The organism is Streptomyces virginiae, from assembly GCF_000720455.1.
GTDB classification, from domain to species: domain Bacteria; phylum Actinomycetota; class Actinomycetes; order Streptomycetales; family Streptomycetaceae; genus Streptomyces; species Streptomyces virginiae.
Genome location: NZ_JOAK01000041.1, coordinates 22092 through 39179 on the forward strand (window position 1 = coordinate 22092; position 17088 = coordinate 39179).

At 73.3% G+C, this 17088-nt stretch carries 14 protein-coding genes; 9 read left to right on the forward strand and 5 right to left on the reverse strand.

Features of this window, described 5'->3' with window-relative positions:
- The first annotated feature begins 88 nt into the window (after positions 1-88).
- Positions 89-400 carry a hypothetical protein gene (locus IG86_RS43340; RefSeq protein ID WP_051785582.1) on the forward strand — a complete coding sequence of 104 codons (312 nt, stop codon included), beginning with the start codon at positions 89-91 and terminating at the stop codon, positions 398-400.
- 146 nt (positions 401-546) lie between these two features.
- Here the strand turns inward: IG86_RS43340 and IG86_RS0135000 are convergent, their stop codons facing one another.
- The gene (locus IG86_RS0135000; RefSeq protein WP_037943577.1) at positions 547-849 is read right to left on the reverse strand and encodes a hypothetical protein; all 303 of its coding nucleotides are present in this window, start codon (positions 847-849) and stop codon (positions 547-549) included.
- 224 nt (positions 850-1073) lie between these two features.
- Here IG86_RS0135000 and IG86_RS40365 point away from each other — a divergent pair, with 224 nt between their 5' ends.
- The gene (locus IG86_RS40365; RefSeq protein ID WP_157854971.1) at positions 1074-2759 is read left to right on the forward strand and encodes a hypothetical protein; all 1686 of its coding nucleotides are present in this window, start codon (positions 1074-1076) and stop codon (positions 2757-2759) included.
- A 605-nt stretch (positions 2760-3364) separates the two neighbouring features.
- Here IG86_RS40365 and IG86_RS0135010 read toward each other — a convergent pair.
- Positions 3365-5206, reverse strand: a complete 1842-nt coding sequence (locus tag IG86_RS0135010) for an SMI1/KNR4 family protein (protein WP_030902310.1) — start codon at positions 5204-5206, stop codon at positions 3365-3367.
- 992 nt (positions 5207-6198) lie between these two features.
- Between IG86_RS0135010 and IG86_RS0135015 the strand changes: the two genes are divergently transcribed.
- From IG86_RS0135015 to IG86_RS0135040, 6 genes are all read left to right on the forward strand, one after another.
- Positions 6199-7590 carry an MFS transporter gene (locus IG86_RS0135015; protein ID WP_030902311.1) on the forward strand — a complete coding sequence of 464 codons (1392 nt, stop codon included), beginning with the start codon at positions 6199-6201 and terminating at the stop codon, positions 7588-7590.
- Between the two features lie 55 nt (positions 7591-7645).
- The gene (locus IG86_RS0135020; protein ID WP_030902312.1) at positions 7646-9598 is read left to right on the forward strand and encodes a helix-turn-helix domain-containing protein; all 1953 of its coding nucleotides are present in this window, start codon (positions 7646-7648) and stop codon (positions 9596-9598) included.
- 64 nt (positions 9599-9662) lie between these two features.
- Positions 9663-10415 (forward strand): SOS response-associated peptidase, encoded by a 753-nt coding sequence (locus tag IG86_RS0135025; RefSeq protein WP_030833180.1) that lies wholly within the window; start codon positions 9663-9665, stop codon positions 10413-10415.
- A 74-nt stretch (positions 10416-10489) separates the two neighbouring features.
- Positions 10490-10918 (forward strand): hypothetical protein, encoded by a 429-nt coding sequence (locus IG86_RS0135030; protein ID WP_030833183.1) that lies wholly within the window; start codon positions 10490-10492, stop codon positions 10916-10918.
- On the forward strand, positions 10912-11151 hold the full coding sequence (locus IG86_RS0135035; RefSeq protein WP_030833185.1) for a helix-turn-helix transcriptional regulator: 240 nt from the start codon (positions 10912-10914) through the stop codon (positions 11149-11151). Before IG86_RS0135030 ends, IG86_RS0135035 begins: the two co-directional genes overlap by 7 nt.
- Entirely contained in the window at positions 11148-12119 is a 972-nt protein-coding gene (locus tag IG86_RS0135040; RefSeq protein ID WP_030902314.1) for an NAD(P)-dependent alcohol dehydrogenase, read from the forward strand. Before IG86_RS0135035 ends, IG86_RS0135040 begins: the two co-directional genes overlap by 4 nt.
- Here IG86_RS0135040 and IG86_RS0135045 read toward each other — a convergent pair.
- Positions 12114-13154, reverse strand: a complete 1041-nt coding sequence (locus IG86_RS0135045) for an endonuclease/exonuclease/phosphatase family protein (protein ID WP_107056316.1) — start codon at positions 13152-13154, stop codon at positions 12114-12116. The genes IG86_RS0135040 and IG86_RS0135045 overlap by 6 nt on opposite strands.
- Before the next feature lie 141 nt (positions 13155-13295).
- Between IG86_RS0135045 and IG86_RS0135050 the strand changes: the two genes are divergently transcribed.
- Positions 13296-14180, forward strand: coding sequence for an ATP-grasp domain-containing protein (locus IG86_RS0135050; RefSeq protein ID WP_030902317.1), 885 nt, complete (start codon positions 13296-13298; stop codon positions 14178-14180).
- 24 nt (positions 14181-14204) lie between these two features.
- On the opposite strand, the gene IG86_RS0135055 is transcribed toward IG86_RS0135050, so the two are convergent.
- Both IG86_RS0135055 and IG86_RS39420 read right to left on the reverse strand, forming a co-directional pair.
- Positions 14205-14864: a hypothetical protein gene (locus tag IG86_RS0135055; RefSeq protein ID WP_030833198.1), complete on the reverse strand. Its 660-nt coding sequence runs from the start codon at positions 14862-14864 to the stop codon at positions 14205-14207.
- A gap of 145 nt (positions 14865-15009) precedes the next feature.
- Entirely contained in the window at positions 15010-17013 is a 2004-nt protein-coding gene (locus tag IG86_RS39420) for an RICIN domain-containing protein (protein ID WP_037943566.1), read from the reverse strand.
- Positions 17014-17088: the final 75 nt, after the last annotated feature.

Here is a 17088-nt window from a genome sequence, read left to right on the forward strand (position 1 = left end):
GTTTCCGTCCCCCACACCGCTGTGGACCATCAAAGCGGTGCGTCTGTCCCCGCGGCCAAGGACGTCGCGGCCGGGGAGGACCGTTCCCGTGTCGTGGTCTTCCTCGCCCGCGTCGTGGGCGGGTCGTCAGGTGATGGCGGTTGCGCAGCACGTGCTGGTGCCGGTTTCCCGGGATGCCGGTGATGTGTTGCGGGAGCTGGTCGCGGCCCGGGTGTATCTGCGGGAGACCGTCACCGCGCTCCGCGCCCTGGCCGCCGCTGGCCCGCCCGCTGCTGGCGGTCCGGCCGCGGCCGCCCTGCCGGAGCCGGCCGCCGAGGTGGTGGCGCGGGCCCTGGCGGCGGTGGCGCGGGTGGATGCGGCGACGGTGGCGGTGATGCGGGAGAGGCGCTCGCGGTCGTGATGCCGAAGAAGGCGCCGGGCGGGTTGGAGACGGTCGAGCTCCTGGAGTACCTCTTCAGTCCCGGCGAGCGCGGTGAGGATTTTCGCCGCGCGCCCGTTTCGACCAGGACCGGGAGGCGGACACCTCACGTTGCTCTGCCGTCAAGTTCAGGGGATGAGTCCTCCGTTCACGGCGCGGCCGTAGAGGCGCTGGTGCCATTCGTTGGAGTCCGGCCCGGGGTCGGTGACCAGTACGGGGTTCGACCCCGTCTCGATGAGGTGGAGGAGCGTCCAGGCAACGCCGTAGCAGTCGTCCGGGCCGAAGCAGGCCACGAGCGCACGGGCTTCCTCTCCTGTGACCGGCTTCTGAATCGCTTCGAGCTGCTCCACGCGCCTTTCGATCTCTTCTTCGCTCGCGTCCCAGTCGGGGAGCGGGCCGTCGGTGACGAACGTCTGCACTTCGGGTCTCATGCGCGAATGATCGGCCGCCTTCGCCATCACGAGCAAGGCGTCTTCGCTGGTCAGGCTGCCGCCGTCTCGAGGAGCAACGACTCAGGACTGCGGAGTCCGCGTCGAAGAACTCATGCTGGACTCCTTACCGGAGGCGCGGGTGATGGCGCAGGCCTTCAGGCCGCGGGCGTTGGCGATCCCGGACCGCCGGTCTGGGCCTGCTCCTGGACGCTCCCGTCGAAGCTTTGCGGGGCCCGCGCCCGGCCGAGCACGTGTGGCATGTCTCGGTCCGCAACCACGCCGGCGACCGCACCCTGTCGGACGCCGAATGGGCGGAGGTCGCCGCCGCCATGGTGCACGCCGCGGGCATCGCCCCGGCCGGTGATGAGCAGGCCTGCCGGTGGGTCGCGGTACGCCACGCGGACGACCACATCCACATCACGGCGACCCTCGCCCGTCAGGACGGCCGGCACCCCCGCGTGCGCGGGGACATCCCCGCGATGCACTCCGCCGCCCGCCTCTTCGAAGCCCGCTGGGGCCTCACGCCGATGTCCCCGCTCGACCAGACCGCGCGCCGCCGCCCCGCCACCGGCGAGGCCGAGAAGGCCGCCCGCCGCGGCCTGGCCGAGACCGCGCGGGAGCCCCTGCAGCGCACCGTGCGTGCCGCGGCCGCGCTCGCGCACGACGACGCCGATTTCCTCGACCGGCTCCGCGACGCCGGCCTACGGGTGCGGGAGCGCCACGGTGACGACGGCGCCCTGGTCGGCTACGCGGTGGCGCTGCCAGGCGACCGTGCCGATCGCGGCAGCCGGCCGGTGTGGTTCTCCGGGTCGACGCTCGCCTACGACCTGTCCCTGCCCCGCGTCCGCGAACGCTTCACCCCTCACGTCGCGCCCGCGGACTGGGCGCTGGCCGAACACCGGATCCGGGGGGCCTCCGCGCTTCTGGGCCGCGCCGGACGAGCTGACGGTGCCGGTGATGTCGCCGCGCTCGGTGACCTCCTGGCCGTCGCCGCCGAGCATGCCCCGGCCTTGGTCCGTGACCGCGTCCGCGCGGCGGCCGACGCGTTCGAGCAGGCCGCCCGCAGCCTGGAGGGCCGGGCCCGTGCCGGATGGCGGGCCTCCACCCGCGCGTTGGAGCATGCCCCGCGTGCCGGCCGCGGGGGAGGCGCCGCGGTCGTCCTCACCCTGCTGATCGCCTTGGTGGAGGCGGTGGAGGCCGCCGCCACCTGGCACCGCGCGCAGGAGCACCGGGCGCAGGCGAAAGCCGCCGCCGGCGCCGCCGTCCTGCTGCGCGAGGCAGCCGGCCTGACCGGCACCCCGCCCCCGGACGACGAAGCCGCGCACCGGTCGAGTGGTGCGTACGCCGGGCCGTGGCCTGCCCGCCCCGCGCCCTGGCCAGCCGCCGCCGGAGCGGCCGGGTCCGCCGACCCGTGCCCGCTGACCCCGCCCGACCGTTCGCCTGGTCCAGGTCGTCGCGGCCGTGGCGCGATGTACGGGACAGCCTCAGTCGGCGGCGTTCATCTGCTCGATGAGTTCGGCGTTGTCGATGCCGGGCCTGAGCGAGATGTGAAAGTTGTATCCCTCGTCGCAGAGGACCAGCTCGATGTCCGGGGGGACGAAGCGGCGGAAGAGACAGGCAAGGCGCGCGGCGTCTGCCAGGGATGTGTCCAGGTACAGACACGTCCCGTCCTCATGCAGGTATGCCTCGACGGGACCTTCTTCCGTCTCGACAGTCCATCGGAAAGCACACGCCTCGCTACGGTGGGACGCATCGACCTCGACATCGGTCCAGACGGCGCGGATCGCCGATGTCAGTGCTACGGGATCGGCCCTCCATGGGGTTGTCGCGCCGTCGAACAGGGCCATGAACGTCGCCATCCCAAAGGTCTATCACTCTGTGCGATCCAGGCTCTGACGAGCATCTGCTGATCGCCTTTCCGATGCTGCTCTCGTACGCGGACAGGCTGCTGCCGACGCGGCCGTGCTGTTGCGCGAGGCAGCCGGCCTGACCGGCACCCCGCCTCCGACGACAAAGCCGCGCACCGGTCGAGTGGTGCGCACGCCGGGCCGTGGCCTGCCGCCCGCGGGTCCCGTTACCGGTGTGCCGGCCCGCCCGCGCCCCGCCCCCGCCGGAGCGGCCGGGCCCGTCCGCTCTTACCCGCTGACCTGCCCGACTGAGGGAGTCGTTGCTGATGACGTCCGGATACCCGCCGCTGCCCGAGCCGTTTGTCGAAGCCCTCGGGGAGGCCGCGCACACGGCGGCGATGGCCTACCGCCTGGTGCTGGCCATCTCCGACGCGGTCCGCCGCGCCGCCCAGAAACGCCTGACCGGACGGGAGGAGGAACGTGGTGAGGACGCGGAGAAGATGGCGTCGGGCTGGTTGGCCGGCCGGCTGCGCGGCCACCTCGGCGACGACGTCCTGGCCGTGCTGATGCAGGACACGGACTGGCCGCAGATGGCCCGCCAACTCGTCGGCCTGCAGCAGGCCGGCGTCGGCACGGGACTTTGTGTCAGGGCGCCGCGCTCCCGCGCTTCAGGTCCGGGTCCAGTAGGCCCACCCTTCCCCGGGAGCCGGCTCGCGGAGCCAGCTGCGGGTCTCGACGCCGTCCAGGCGGCCGTGGCATACGGCCTCCTGGGAGACTGTGACCCCGAAGTACGAGGCGATCGAGTCGAGCGCTCCACGAAGGCCTTCGGTAACGGTGCGCCCCGTGAAGAGGGCTACGGGTGCGAGTGCTGCTGGTATCACCCCGGTCGTCTTCCACGAGTCACCCCGGCATGTCACACCGAAGCGCGGCTCTCCCTTCTCGGCGTAGGAGAGGTGGAAGGTGGCGGTGTCTGCGGTGTCTCCTTGCGGTTCGTACGTCACCGTCACGGCCCGTGTCTCGCGAGAGGCCTGTGCGGCAGGCGACTCGAAGCGTTCCTGAGCGGCGTCCGGGCCCCGGCCGCAATGGGCGAAGACCCAGCCCTCACCTGCCGCACCGAACCGGACTACCGTCCGGGCCTCCCAGGGCTCTCCACCCGGCTCGGCCTGCCAGGCCTCGCCCACGGTCAGAGCCGGCTGGACAGCGATCGCGTCGTGGGCACCCAGAAGCTGGGGGACCTCAGACGGTTCCACATCGGCGATCAGCACGATCCTGAAACCGTGACGGGACTCGTCCGCGAGCCAGCCCAGACCGTCCGCGGGAGCAGCCCCCACGGGATGCGGGGCAGGCCCGGTGGCGCCCGGGCCGCGGGGGGTGGACAGCAGGAGACGGCCGCGCTCCGGGGTGAGGACCGGCCCCAGGTATGGGTCCGCGAGCAGGCCGACGGGGGCGATGTGGTCGGCGGAGCGAGGGGTCCACGCGTGCACCGAAGCCGCCAGTGTCCGCCAGGCGGCCTCCGGTTCCGCACGCCGGGCCAGCGCGCGCGCCGTCTTCACAGCCTCTCCGAAAACGCCATCCGCCCAGTACTGGAACGTCCCCTCCTCAATCGCCCGCAGGGTCTCGGCCACCGCGGGCCGGTCCGCCTCGGGGTACGGCCGCGTCAGCGACTCCTCCCGGTGCATGCCGTACGGCGGCTCCGCCCGGCAGGACAATGGCACCGCTTCGTGAGCGATGTACGGGTCGGCGAGCGAGCCTCCCGCCTCGGCTCCCGTGGCCGTGCCGCACAAAGCGTCGATTTGGGCCCGGAGCCGGGACGCCCTCGGCCGACCGAATGCGACGGCGTCGCACAGGGCTTCCCGTGCCGCCTCGTACTCACCGCGCAGGGCAGCAAGCCGCGCCCTCTCGACCCGCTCGTCCAGGGCCCGGGTGGTGTCGTTCGAGAAGCCGGGCCGGTCCGAGGCCATGGCGTGGAACTGCCGGTACATGTCCTCCATGAAGTGTCGGAAGGACGGGTGACGTTCCGGGGGGCTCGCCCGCCAGGGAGCCCAGGTGTAGACGGCCCACTCTCCCCGTGCGTCCACGTCCCCGGGATCGAGGAGAACGTCCACCATGTCGGACTCGGTGGCCAGTTGAAGGGAGCGCGACCATGTGCCTGCCATACGGACAAGGTCCTCGTGGGCGTCGTCTCCGGTACCGTCCAGCCAGATTTCCCGCATGCCGTGCGGATCGCCGCACCAGTCGAGGTCTGCGCAGCCGGCGAGCCGCCAGACGAAAGTGCCTGCGTTGTGCCAGCCGTCGGTGACGGCGAGGAAGGAACGCAGGGAGGGGGGAAGCGCGACGCCGAGGCGGCTCTCGGCTGCGGCGATCCCGGCCGTGTTCGCCGCCTGACGGCCCAGCCATCGGGCCGCAGCGCACTCCTCTCCGCCCCGATGTCCGTCGCGTTCCGGGTCGTAGGCGTCCGCCCACTCCACGCTCCACCGCTCGAGGAAAGGACGCCAATCGAATCGCATCATGGCCGTGATGCTGGCAGCACCTACTGACAAAGCTCCAAGCTCACTCCCGGGCGCTCCGCCCGCTGGGACCGTCCTGTTCCGGGGCGCCGGGCACCTGAACCGCCTGACCGCCGACACCCCGTGGCAGCAGCCACCGGCACGGCACGGTCCCTGGCCGGCCGCCTCGTCGACGTGAGGCTCACCTCCGGCCGCCGCCCCACCCCGGGTCCCTCCGCCAGCGGCCGGGTTCCGCTCGCCCACCACCGGGCACGGCCGGGACCAGCTGACCGGCCCCGCCCATTTCTGTAGTCACCATTCCGGTTCCCATAGCCTGGGTCGGCCGTCGCATCGCCGCCGTCCTGTGGGTGACTTCCTTCGAGCGGGCTGGTTGGGCTGCCGCCTGCCAGGCCTGCCAGGGCTCTGAAACCGCCCCGCTGTTGAACGGAAATGACCTGGTCCCGGCCCTCGCTGGGCCGCCCACGCTGAGGGAGGCCATCGCGGCAGTGGACGGCCCCCCAGCACACGGCGGCATTTTGCCGCCGAACACGGGAAGGGGGCACGGAACGTGCCTGGTGCCAGCTGCCTACGTTGTCAGCCCCACCTTGCCTGCTGGGTCTGCTGAGTGAGCCTTACTGGGCGAAGGGGAAGCTGGGGGCGAAACTGCGGGGAAACCTGAGGGGGCAGCTGGGGGCGAAGCGTCCCGCGACACCTGGGACCGAGAGCAGAGGGAGGGATTGGTGGTGCTGGGCGAGCCACTTGCCGGCGGAGCCTGTCCGGCTGCCCGCCACGGCGCTTGCGCACCGGGCACGGCACCGCGCCAGCACGAGAGTCAGCACAGTGGCTTCCAAACCGGGTGAAGGTCGTGCCTTCGGCGGCTGTCGAGGCCGGGGGTGTGGTGCCCACTCACACAGGGCGGTACCTGAATGTGATGTCCCGCCACATACGCCGCCGACCTGCGGGCTTCTACGGTGTGGCCACACCAATCGTCCCCGCAGACACCGGAAGTGGTGCACATGACCTCCCCCGCAACAGCCGCACCATCAGCAACCGGAATCCGGAGAATCGTCGCAGCGAGCCTGATCGGCACCACCATCGAGTGGTACGACTTCTTCCTCTACGGCTCGGCGGCCGCGTTGGTCTTCAACGAGCTGTTCTTCCCCGACAGCGAACCGCTGGTCGGCACCCTCCTCGCTTTCCTCACCTACGCGATCGGCTTCGCGGCCCGCCCCCTCGGCGGCCTCGTCTTCGGCCACTACGGCGACAAGATCGGCCGCAAGCGGCTCCTCGTCCTCAGCCTGCTCCTCATGGGCGGCGCCACCTTCGCCATGGGCCTGCTGCCCACCCACGCGAGCATCGGCGTCGGCGCGCCCGTCCTCCTCACCCTCCTGCGCCTGATCCAGGGCTTCGCGCTCGGCGGCGAGTGGGGCGGCGCGGTCCTGCTCGTCTCCGAGCACGGTGACGACGAGCACCGCGGATTCTGGGCGTCCTGGCCCCAGGCGGGCGCGCCCGGCGGCAACCTGCTGGCCACCGGCGTACTCGCCCTCCTCGCCGCCCTGCAGTCCGACGAGGCCTTCCTCGCCTGGGGCTGGCGCATCCCCTTCCTGCTCTCCGGCGTGCTCGTCATGATCGGCCTGTGGATCCGGATATCCGTCTCCGAGTCCCCGGTCTTCCTGGAGGCTCAGGCCAGGGCCGCGCGGCAGGCCGCCGCCGGTGTCGAGGCGAAGCCGCCCGTGGCGGAGGTGTTCCGTACGAACTGGCGCGGCGTCCTGACCGCGATCGGCACGCGCCTCGGCGAGAACATCTCCTACTACGTCATCACCGCCTTCCTCCTCGTCTACGTCACCAGCCACCTCGGCCTGCCCAAGAGCGACGGCCTGAACGCCGTCCTGATCGGCTCCGCCGTCCACTTCGCCGCCATCCCGGCGTGGGGGGCGCTCTCGGACCGCATCGGCCGCCGCCCCGTCACCCTCATCGGCTCGGTCGGCATGATCGGCTGGGCGTTCGCCTTCTTCGCGATGCTGGACTCCAAGTCCTTCCCCGTGATCGTCGCCGCCGTGACCGTCGGGCTGCTCCTGCACGGCGCGATGTACGGACCGCAGGCCGCCTTCATCTCCGAGATGTTCGCCACCGAGGTCCGCTACTCCGGTGCCTCGATGGGCTCCCAGCTCGCCTCCATCGTCGGCGGCGCGCTGGCCCCGATCGTCGCCGTGGCCCTGCTCAAGGACTACGGCTCCTCCGTACCCGTCTCGGTCTACCTGGGCGCGGCGGCGGCGGTCACCACCCTGACCGTCCTGGTCGCCAAGGAGACCCGCGGGCGTAGCCTGGCCCGCGAACACGCCCCGGCAGGCGGCTCGGTGCCGGCCCCGCGCACGACCGGGCACGAACCGGTACCGGCCGACAACTGAACCGCACCGGGCGCGCCGGTCCGTGCGAGTCCACCACCACGACGGAGAGCGGCCGATGCCCACCACCGCACACACCGCGAGCACCGGCGCCGGCCCCGGAACCGCTCAGGCCCGGAGCGCACTGCTGCACCTGCGCCACCTGCTGGACCTGCTCGACCAGGGCGCGCCGGCCGAGCAGTTCGCCCCGCCGGCCGCCCCGGCGCACGGCCCGCACCTCGACGAAGCCGACGCGGCGGTGGTCGCGGAGGCCACCCGGGTCGCACTGCGCATCCGCCGCACGCTCGGCCAGCACCGCCGCCGCGAGGCCGAACTCGCCGCCCTGTTCGACACCGCCGGAGACCTGGCCCGGCTCAGGGACCCGGACGCCGTGCTCAAGGCCATCGTCCACCGCGCCAAGCTGCTCCTCGGCACGGACGTCACGTACCTGTCCCTCAACGACGACGAGGCGGGCGACACCTACATGCGGGTGACCGACGGCTCGGTCTCCGCCGCGTTCCAGCAGGTCCGCCTGGGCATGGGGGAGGGCCTCGGCGGTCTGGTCGCCGAGACGGCCCGCCCCTACTCCACCGGGGACTACCGCGACGACCAGCGCTTCCGGCACACCGCCACGATCGACGGCGCCGTCGCGGAGGAGGGGCTACGGGCCATCCTGGGCGTACCGCTGCGCCTGGGCACCCGGGTGATCGGCGTCCTGTACGCGGCCGACCGTACCGCCCGCGCCTTCACGCCCGACGAGGTCGCCCTGCTGTCCTCCCTCGCAGACCACGCCGCCATCGCCATCGACAGCGCCCGCCTGCTCGACGAGACCCGCAGCGCACTCGTCGACCTGGGCGAAGCGTCGCGGACCATCGAGGCGCACAGCGACGCCATGCGGCGAGCCGAGGACGCCCACGACCGGCTGACCGATCTGGTGCTGCGCGGCGCCGGCATCACCGAGGTCGCCACCGCCATCGGCACCGTCCTGCAGGGCGGCACCCTGATCCACGACGCCGACGGCACCGAACTCGCCCGGGCCGGCACCGATTCCGGCCGGCCGTCGGCCCGGGCCGTCGCCTCGTCCCGGGCCGGCGGCCGCGCCGTGCCCGCCGACGGCACCTGGGTGTGCGCGGTCCTCGCCGGGCCCGAGCTGCTCGGCAGCATCGCCCTGACCGGCCGCCCCGACCTCGGCGACGCCGACCGCCGCCTCTTCGAGCGCGCCGGAGTCGTCACGGCCCTCCTGCTGCTGCAGCGCCGCTCGGTCGCCGAGACCGAGGACCGGGTACGCGGCGAACTCCTCGGGGACCTCCTCACCGGGGCAGCCGACCCGGCGAGCCTGCCCGCACGCGCCCGCCGGGTCGGCGTGGACCTCGACCACCCGCACGCGGTGTTCGTCCTGCACTCCGCCGCCGCGCCCAGGCAGCGGCTGCTGGCCGCCGCCGCCCGCATCGCGCACGTCCGCAAGGGCCTGGCGGGCCTGCACCACGACGACGTGATCCTGGTCTTCCCCGCCGAGCACCCCGGTCCCGCCGCCGCCAGCCTCGCCGGCGAGCTGGGCCTGGCCCTCGCCGGACCCGTCACGGTCGGCGCCGCCGGCCCGGTCGGCGGGCCGGGGGCGTTCCCCGACGCCCACGCCGAAGCCCTCCGCTGCCGGACCGCCCTGCGCGCGCTGGGCCGGGAGGGCTCCGGCGCCGCAGCGGACGACCTGGGCTTCCTCGGCGTACTGCTCGGCGACCAGACGGACCTCGGCGGCTACGTGCGCCGGACCCTGGGCCCGCTGCTCGACTACGACGCGAAACGCGGCACCGAACTCGTCCACACCCTCCGGACCTACTTCGACGAGGGCACGAGCCCGTCCAGGGCCGCCGAGGCCCTCCACGTGCACGTGAACACCGTGGTGCAGCGGCTGGAGCGGACCGGCCGGCTGCTCGGCCGCGACTGGACGCGTCCGGAACGGGCCCTGGAGCTCCAACTCGCCCTGCGGGTCCTGCGCGTGCAGCGGCCGGACGATTCCGGCCCGCCCGCCCCTTGACCCCGCCTGACGCGGTTCGCGGCGCAGCCGCCGGAAGGCGGCGACAGGTGGCAGGGTGGAAGGCATGTGCGGCCGTTACGTCTCCACCCGTGGTCCCGAGGACCTCTCCGGCCTCTTCCAGGCGGCGCCCCCGGATCCGGGGCACGCGCTGGAACCCAGCTGGAACGTCGCCCCCACCGACGCGGTCTGGGCGGTGCTGGAGCGCGCCGACCGGGAGAGCGGGCTGCTGACGCGCAGGCTGCGGCCGCTGCGGTGGGGGCTGGTGCCGTCCTGGTCGAAGAGCGCGACCGGTGGCGCGAAGATGATCAACGCGCGCGTGGAGACGGTGCACGAGAAGCCCGCCTACCGGCGCGCCTTCGCCAAGCGCCGCTGTCTGCTGCCGGCGGACGGGTTCTACGAGTGGCAGGCCGTCCCCGCCTCCGCCGGAAGGAAGGCGTACAAGCAGCCGTACTTCATCCGCCCCGAGGACGGCGCCGTGATGGCCATGGCCGGGCTCTACGAGTTCTGGCGCGACCCGGGCGTCGCCGACGACGACGATCCGGCGGCGTGGTGGGCGACCTGCACGATCATCACCACCGAGGCGACCGACGCGGCCGGCCGCGTCCACCCCCGTATGCCGCTCGCGCTCGCCCCGGCCGACTACGAGGCCTGGCTCGACCCCTCCCACCAGGACGCGGACGCGTTGCGCGCTCTGCTCGCCGCCCCCGGAGACGGCCGGCTGGATGTCCGCCCCGTGTCGACGGCGGTCAACAACGTGCGCAACAACGGGCCCGAGCTGCTTGACGACCCCGCGGATCCCGCTCCGGCCGCGAAGTAAAGAATCATTGACACGGTGTACGGCATGCTTGACACTTCGAGTGTCAGGTTTTCTTTACATGGGGAGTGGTGGCCGTGGCCGTCGAAGAGAAACGCGCCTGGATCATGATCGTGGTCACGGTGGTGTCCTACACGGCCTACCTGGCCGTCGTCCTCGGCCGCTCCGGGGCCGGCCCGATCACCCGGGAGCCCTACGTCGCCGCGCTGCTGTGGACCGTCGGCTCGGCCATCGCCGCCTCCATCGCCCTGCACGTCACAGTGGCCCTCCTGTCGCCCGAGGAAGGCAGGACCAAGGACCAGCGCGACCGCGAGATCCACCACTTCGGCGACCACATCGGCCAGTCGTTCGTCGTCGTGGGCGGTGTGGCGGCGCTCGTCCTGGCGATGGCCGAGGCGGACCGGTTCTGGATCGCCAACGCCGTCTACCTGGCCTTCGTCCTGTCGGCGCTGCTCGGATCCACGGCGAAGATCGTTGCCTACCGGACGGGCTTCCAGCCGTGGTGAGGCCCACGCGGGTCACCAACAGGATCCGGGCCCTGCGCTTCGCCACCGGCGAGATGACGCAGGCCGAACTCGCCCGCCGGATCGGCGTCACCCGGCAGACCGTCATCGCGATCGAACAGGGCCGCTACTCGCCCTCGCTGGAGAAGGCCTTCGAGATCGCCCGCGTCTTCGCCGTACCGCTCGACTCGGTGTTCCAGTACACCGCCACCGCCACCGAGGGAGACGATGCATGAAGGCGATCGTGCAGGACAGGTACGGCCCCGTGGACGTGCTGCGGCTCGACGAGGTGGACCGGCCGGTTCCGGGGCGCGGCGAAGTGCTCGTACGGGTCCACGCCGCCGCGGTCGACCAGGGCGTCTGGCACCTCGTGACGGGCCTGCCGTACGCCCTGCGCCCCGTGTTCGGCCTCCGGGCACCTCGTGTGCGGACACCCGGCATGGACCTTGCCGGCCGGGTGGAGGCCGTCGGGCCGGACGTCACCCGCGTCCGGCCGGGCGACGAGGTGTACGGCAGCTGCCAGGGATCGTTCGCCGAGTACGCGTGCGCCAAGGAGGACGCCCTCGCCCCGAAGCCGGAGGGCCTCGGCTTCGAGGCGGCGGCCACCGTGCCCGTGTCCGGGGTCACCGCCCTCAAGGCCCTGCGAGACGTCGGCCGGGTCCGCGCCGGGCAGCGCGTCCTCGTACTGGGCGCCTCGGGCGGCGTCGGTACGTACGCCGTGCAGCTGGCCAAGGCCTTCGGGGCCCACGTCACCGGGGTCTGCAGCGCCTCCAAGACGGACCTGGTCCGCTCCATCGGGGCCGACGAGGCCGTCGACTACAGGCAGGAGGACCCCGTCGACGGCAGCCGCCGCTACGACCTCATCCTCGACATCGCGGGCAACCGGCCGCTGTCCCGGCTCCGCAACGCCCTCACCGCCCGCGGGACCCTCGTCATCGTCGGCGGGGAAGGCGGGGGCCGATGGCTCGGCGGCAACGAACGCCAGCTGGGCGCCCTTCTGCTCTCGCCCTTCGTCGGCCAGCGCCTGCGCTCGCTCGCCGTCATGGAGCAGCACCACAGCGACCTGAGGGCCCTCACGGAACTCATCGAGGACGGCTCCGTCACCCCGGTCGTCGACCGCAGCTACCCGCTGGCCGAGGTGCCCGACGCCATCCGCCACCTGAGAGGAGGCCGGGTACGCGGCAAGATCGCGATCCGGCTATGAGCCGTCCCAGGTGACGCGGGCGACGACCGGCAGGTGGTCGCTTCCGGTGGCGGGCAGGGTGCGGATGCCGGCGACGGTCGCCGAGCGCGCGAGGACCTGGTCGATCCGGGAGACCGGGAAGGACGCGGGCCAGCTGAGGGCGAACCCGCGCCGGGGCGCCTGCATCCGCGAGGTCACCGGAGCGAGCCCGCGGTCGTCCACGGTGGCGTTGAGGTCGCCGAGCAGCACCACCCGGTCCACCGGCTCGGCGGCGACGGCCGCGCCCAACAGCCGCGCGCTCTCGTCCCGCAGCTGCGAGGCGAAGCCGGACGGCCGGATGCGGACCGACGGCAGGTGCGCGACGTACACGGCGATCTCGCCCCGCGGCGTGGTCACGCCGGCCCGCAGGCCGCGGCTCCACCCCTCCCCGATCCCCGCCGGCTTGATGTCCGGGCGCCGTACGCCCGTCAGCGGGTACTTCGACCACAGGCCGACCGTACCCTCGACGGCGTGGTGCGGATACCGCGGCGCCAGGGCCTGCTCGTAGGCCGGCAGGGCGGAGGCGGTCAGCTCCTCCAGGGCGATGAGGTCCGGCGCGGCTCCGGCCAGCGCGGCCGCGGTGCCCGCCGGGTCCGGGTTCTCGTCGCTGACGTTGTGCTGGACCACCGTGAGGCCGTGGCCGCCGTGCTCCGCAGGGAGGAGCAGCCCGCCGAACTGGCCCAGCCAGGCCAGCGCGGGCAGCAGCAGGGCCACCAGAGCGACGGCCGAGCGGCGTACGAGCGCCGCCACGAGCAGCAGCGGCACCGCCAGGCCGAGCCACGGCAGGAACGCCTCCAGCAGGCTGCCGAGGCGGCCCACCACATTGGGCACGGCGGAGTGGAAGGTCAGCACGGCGGCGGTCAGCAGGGCCGCCGGGGCGAGGACCCGTCCGCGCCCGGCCGTGGCCCCCTGCCGGCGGCCGCCGCGGCGCGCGCCGCCGGGCGCACCGCCGACCCCGCTGTCGGCCCCCCTGTCGGTGGCCCGCTCACCCACCCGCTTCGCCAATGCCCCGCCCATCCGTCCCGGACCGCTCCCGTCCCGCAGAATGAGCACGACGTCGCCCGCTACGACGCGTGATCCGCCGCCGGGGTTCCCGCGGGCCGCACCGCAGGCCGCACCGCAGGGGCCGCCGACGGGGTGAGAGGACGGGAGGGCCGTATGGGTGCAGCGAGGGTGGCGGTCGTGACGAGCGCCACCGGACTCGACGAGGACACCGATCTGCCGCTGCTGCTGGAGGCGCTGCGCTCGGCGGGCCTGTCCGCGGAGCCGGCGGCCTGGGACACGGACCCGCGGCGGGGGTGGGCCGGATACGACCTGGCCGTCATCCGCTCGACGTGGGACTACGTGGGACGGATCGACGAGTTCCTGGCCTGGGCCGATGCCGCGGCCCGCGTGACCCGGCTGTGGAATCCCGCACCGCTCGTGCGCTGGAACAGCGACAAGGGCTATCTGCTCGACCTCGCCGGACGAGGCGTTCCCGTGGTGCCGACGCGCTGCATCGCACCGGGGGACACCTACGTCGAGGAGGACTTCGAGGGGACGCACGGGGTGGTCGTCAAGCCGTCGGTGTCCGCGGGCGCGCGGGACACCGCACGCTACGAACCGGGACGCGGGGCGGACGCCGAACGGCACGCCCGCATGCTGCTCGGGCAGGGCCGCACCGCGCTGGTCCAGCCGTACCTGCCGCTGGTGGAGGAGGGGGAGCGTGCCCTGGTCTTCTTCGCCGGGACCTTCAGCCACGCGATCCGCAAGCAGGCCCTGCTGACCGAGCCCGGGGAGATGGACAACGACCGCGCGGCGCACCCCGGGGCCGCGCTCCACATGCCCACCGAGGCGGAGCTCCGGACGGCGCGGGCGGCGCTGGCGGCGGTTCCCGCCCCGGGCGAACCGCTGTTCGCCCGGGTGGACCTCGTACTGGACGGGTCCAGGGAACCGGTGCTCATGGAACTGGAGCTCATCGAGCCGAACCTGTTCCTCGGGCTCGACCCGCGGGGACCGGAGCGGCTCGCCCTGGCGGTGGCGGCGGCAGCCCGGGAGGCGTAGGGCCGCCGTCCGGCTACCGGCCCGCTACGACGTCCTGCACGCGCCGCGCATCCGGCGCCGGCGCAGCAGCAGGCCCACGCCCGCTCCCGCGAGGGCGGTCGCGGCGACACCCGCCGTGGTCCACCAGACGGCGGCGCCCTCGCCACCGGACGTCGCCTGCGTCCCGGAGGGCGCCGGAGCGGCGTCGGAGCCGGAGCCGGAGGCGGAAGCGGAGGCGGGGGTCGGGGCCGACACGGCCGGAGTGCCGCCGGTCGCGGAGTCCGTCGTGCCCGTGGCGGTGGTTCCCGCGCCGGTGGTCGGAGCCGGGTCCACCACGGGTACGCCGACTTCGAGTTCACCCTTGCCGAGTGCGGGGAACCCCACCTCGACGCTGACCTTCCACGTACCGGGCGGCAGCGCCTCGGCCGTGGTCCAGCCGGCGGGCGCCGCCGCCGGGTCGCGGACCAGGCGCCAGGGGCCCATCGTGCGGGAGCCGTCGACGCTGACCGCGTTCACGGTGGCGGCGACCGTCTCGTCGACGGCGTCCCCGTCGTTCTCCCAGGTGACGTCGGCGGTGACGTGGCCGGTGCGTTGTCCGGTCACCACCACCTTCAGGGTGTCTCCGTGGGCGTGGGCCGCAGCGGGGATCAGGAACATGAGACCGAGTGCGGCCAGGGTGGCCGAGAGAGCGATTCGTATGCGCATCGTCGGGGTGCTCCGGTCGAGATGAGGGGAACCGGCGGACGGCCGCACGGGGGCGGCCGTCCGCCGGGGCGGGATCACGGCGTCACGGGGTGGTCCCGGTGCCGGGGCGTGGGGTACGCCCCGGCACCGGGCGTGGCGGCAGTGCTCAGCCGGACTTCTGGAGGGTCCAGGCCTGCGCCGCGCGGCCGTCCGCACGCTGGAGGTCGAGCAGCCAGTTCCCGTAGTAGGGGCGGTTGCTGACGGTGAGGGCGAAGCCGCCGCTCGGGTCCGTCACGGTGACCGCGCCACCGCGGGACGTCAGCTTCCAGGCCTGCGCGCCGTTGTTCTTGTCGCAGGGCTGCTGGGAGACCCACATGCCCGCGGCGGGCGTGCCGCCCGGCTGGAGGCACTTGCCGGAGGCCGCGGACCGGATGCGGACCTGGCCGCTGCCCGCGTCGTCGAAGTACCACTGCTGCTGGGCGTAGCCGTTGGCGCGGCCGCCGACGAGCACGGTGCCGTCGGCGGTGCGGCCGCCCCACACCTCTGCCGCCATGCCGGTGCTGCCGTTGCCGAGCGTGTAGCGGCTGCCCGGGGTGGTCGCCCCGCCGCCGGCCCCGGTCGTACGGAACGTCGCGGCCTTGCCGGGACCGCTGTCGCGGCCGGAGCCGTCACGGGCGGACACGGTCACCGTGTACGAGGTGTTGGGTTGGAGGTTGTAGATGCGCAGCACCTGCGACTGGACCCAGGCCAGGTGCTTGCCGTTCAGCATCACCTGGTACCAGGCGGTGCCCTCGACCTTCGGCCAGCTCACCACGACGGAGTTGGACTGGATCTGGGCGGCCGTCGCCGTCGGTCCGCCGGTGGGCTTCTTGGTCGGCGTCGGCGAGGGCTTCTTCGTCGGCGTCGGGTTCGGGTTGGGACCGGGGTCCGTGCCGCCGCCACCGCCCTTGGTCTTCATCAGGAACTGGTTGTCCGCGATGTTCCAGTGCGTGGCCAGGTAACTGCCGGCCTTGGGACTGGTGTGGAAGTAGTCGTCGTGGTTGCAGTCCAGGATGTTCTCGGACGCCTGGTTGGTGCAGATGTTGCGCATCTGCGGGTAGTACGGGGTGTCCGAGTAGCACATCACGTCGTACTCGTCGGTGCAGTGCGCGCCGCGGCTGGTGTTCGGGGCGCTGTTGTTGACGGCGCCCAGGTTGTGGCCGAGTTCGTGCGCGGCGGTGTGACCGCCCCAGCAGCCGGAGTCGGTGCGGCCGTAGGACGGGCCGAAGTTGCTCTGGTTGGCCTGGCCGGGACGCTCGTCGCCCGCGAAGGTGCCGATGCCGCAGTAGACCTGGCTGTCGGCGAAGATCATGTACTTGCGGTCGCGGCGGTCGAGGCCCTTGGCGGCGAGCGCGTTGTTGGTCGCGCTGAACTCGGCGAGGGCGTTGGCCGGGAGCTCGATGTTGAGCACGGTGGGAGTGCAGTCCGCGGCGGTCACGTAGCGGATGTGCCGGACGCCGCCGGTCTCCTTGGCGCTCGCCGAGTAGATGAGGTCGGCGTCGGCCGCCCACTTGCGGAACGAGGCGACGTACTCGGAGTAGCGGTCCTTGCCCGGGGCGTGGACGTACACGACCTGAACGCGGTTGCCGGTGCTGCCGTCGCCGTCGCACTGGACGGTCTGGCCGGCGGGGCCCGCGGCGACGGCCTGGCCGCCTTCGGCGGCGGCGGGCGCGGGCGCGGTGGCCTTGGTGGCCGCGGCGTCGGCCGCGGGCGCGTCCTGAGGACGCCCGCCGCCTTCCTTGCTGGCCGGGTCGTCGGTGGAGGGCTTGGCCGGATCGGCCGCCGGGGCCGTCTCCTTGACGGCCGGCGCGATCTCCTTCGTGATGTCGACGCCCTTCGGCGGGGCGTCGGGGCCGTGCGTGCACAGCCCGTCCCCGGTGCGGTAGACGCCGACGCAGCGGTCGCCCTTGGGCGCCGGCTGCAGGCCGTCGTAGACCATGCCGCGCGTGTTCTCGTTGGCGGGCGCCGCGGAGAGGGGTTCCGGCTCCTGGTCCCGGGCGGGGGCGGCGGCCGGAGCGGAGGCGGCTGCCTCGACGGATCCGGCGGCCTGGGCACCGTCGCCGAGCCCGGAGTAGGCGATGCCCGCGGCGATCACCGCCCCCGCTGCCACGGCGGCGGTGGCGAGTATCAAGCGCCGGGGTTTGCGGCGGTGATCGGTTGCAGTGCGTCTGCGACGTCCTGTCATGGGCACCTCAAATCGTTGTCG

What these genes read in the sequence shown, in the direction of transcription:
- IG86_RS0135020 (WP_030902312.1), top strand. Translation starts at nt 7,646, where the DNA reads ATGCCCACCACCGCACACACCGCGAGCACCGGCGCCGGCCCCGGAACC.
- IG86_RS0135015 (WP_030902311.1), top strand. Translation starts at nt 6,199, where the DNA reads ATGACCTCCCCCGCAACAGCCGCACCATCAGCAACCGGAATCCGGAGA.
- IG86_RS0135000 (WP_037943577.1), bottom strand. Translation starts at nt 849, where the DNA reads ATGAGACCCGAAGTGCAGACGTTCGTCACCGACGGCCCGCTCCCCGAC.
- IG86_RS0135025 (WP_030833180.1), top strand. Translation starts at nt 9,663, where the DNA reads ATGTGCGGCCGTTACGTCTCCACCCGTGGTCCCGAGGACCTCTCCGGC.
- IG86_RS0135045 (WP_107056316.1), bottom strand. Translation starts at nt 13,154, where the DNA reads ATGGGCGGGGCATTGGCGAAGCGGGTGGGTGAGCGGGCCACCGACAGG.
- IG86_RS0135040 (WP_030902314.1), top strand. Translation starts at nt 11,148, where the DNA reads ATGAAGGCGATCGTGCAGGACAGGTACGGCCCCGTGGACGTGCTGCGG.
- IG86_RS0135010 (WP_030902310.1), bottom strand. Translation starts at nt 5,206, where the DNA reads ATGATGCGATTCGATTGGCGTCCTTTCCTCGAGCGGTGGAGCGTGGAG.
- IG86_RS0135050 (WP_030902317.1), top strand. Translation starts at nt 13,296, where the DNA reads ATGGGTGCAGCGAGGGTGGCGGTCGTGACGAGCGCCACCGGACTCGAC.
- IG86_RS0135055 (WP_030833198.1), bottom strand. Translation starts at nt 14,864, where the DNA reads ATGCGCATACGAATCGCTCTCTCGGCCACCCTGGCCGCACTCGGTCTC.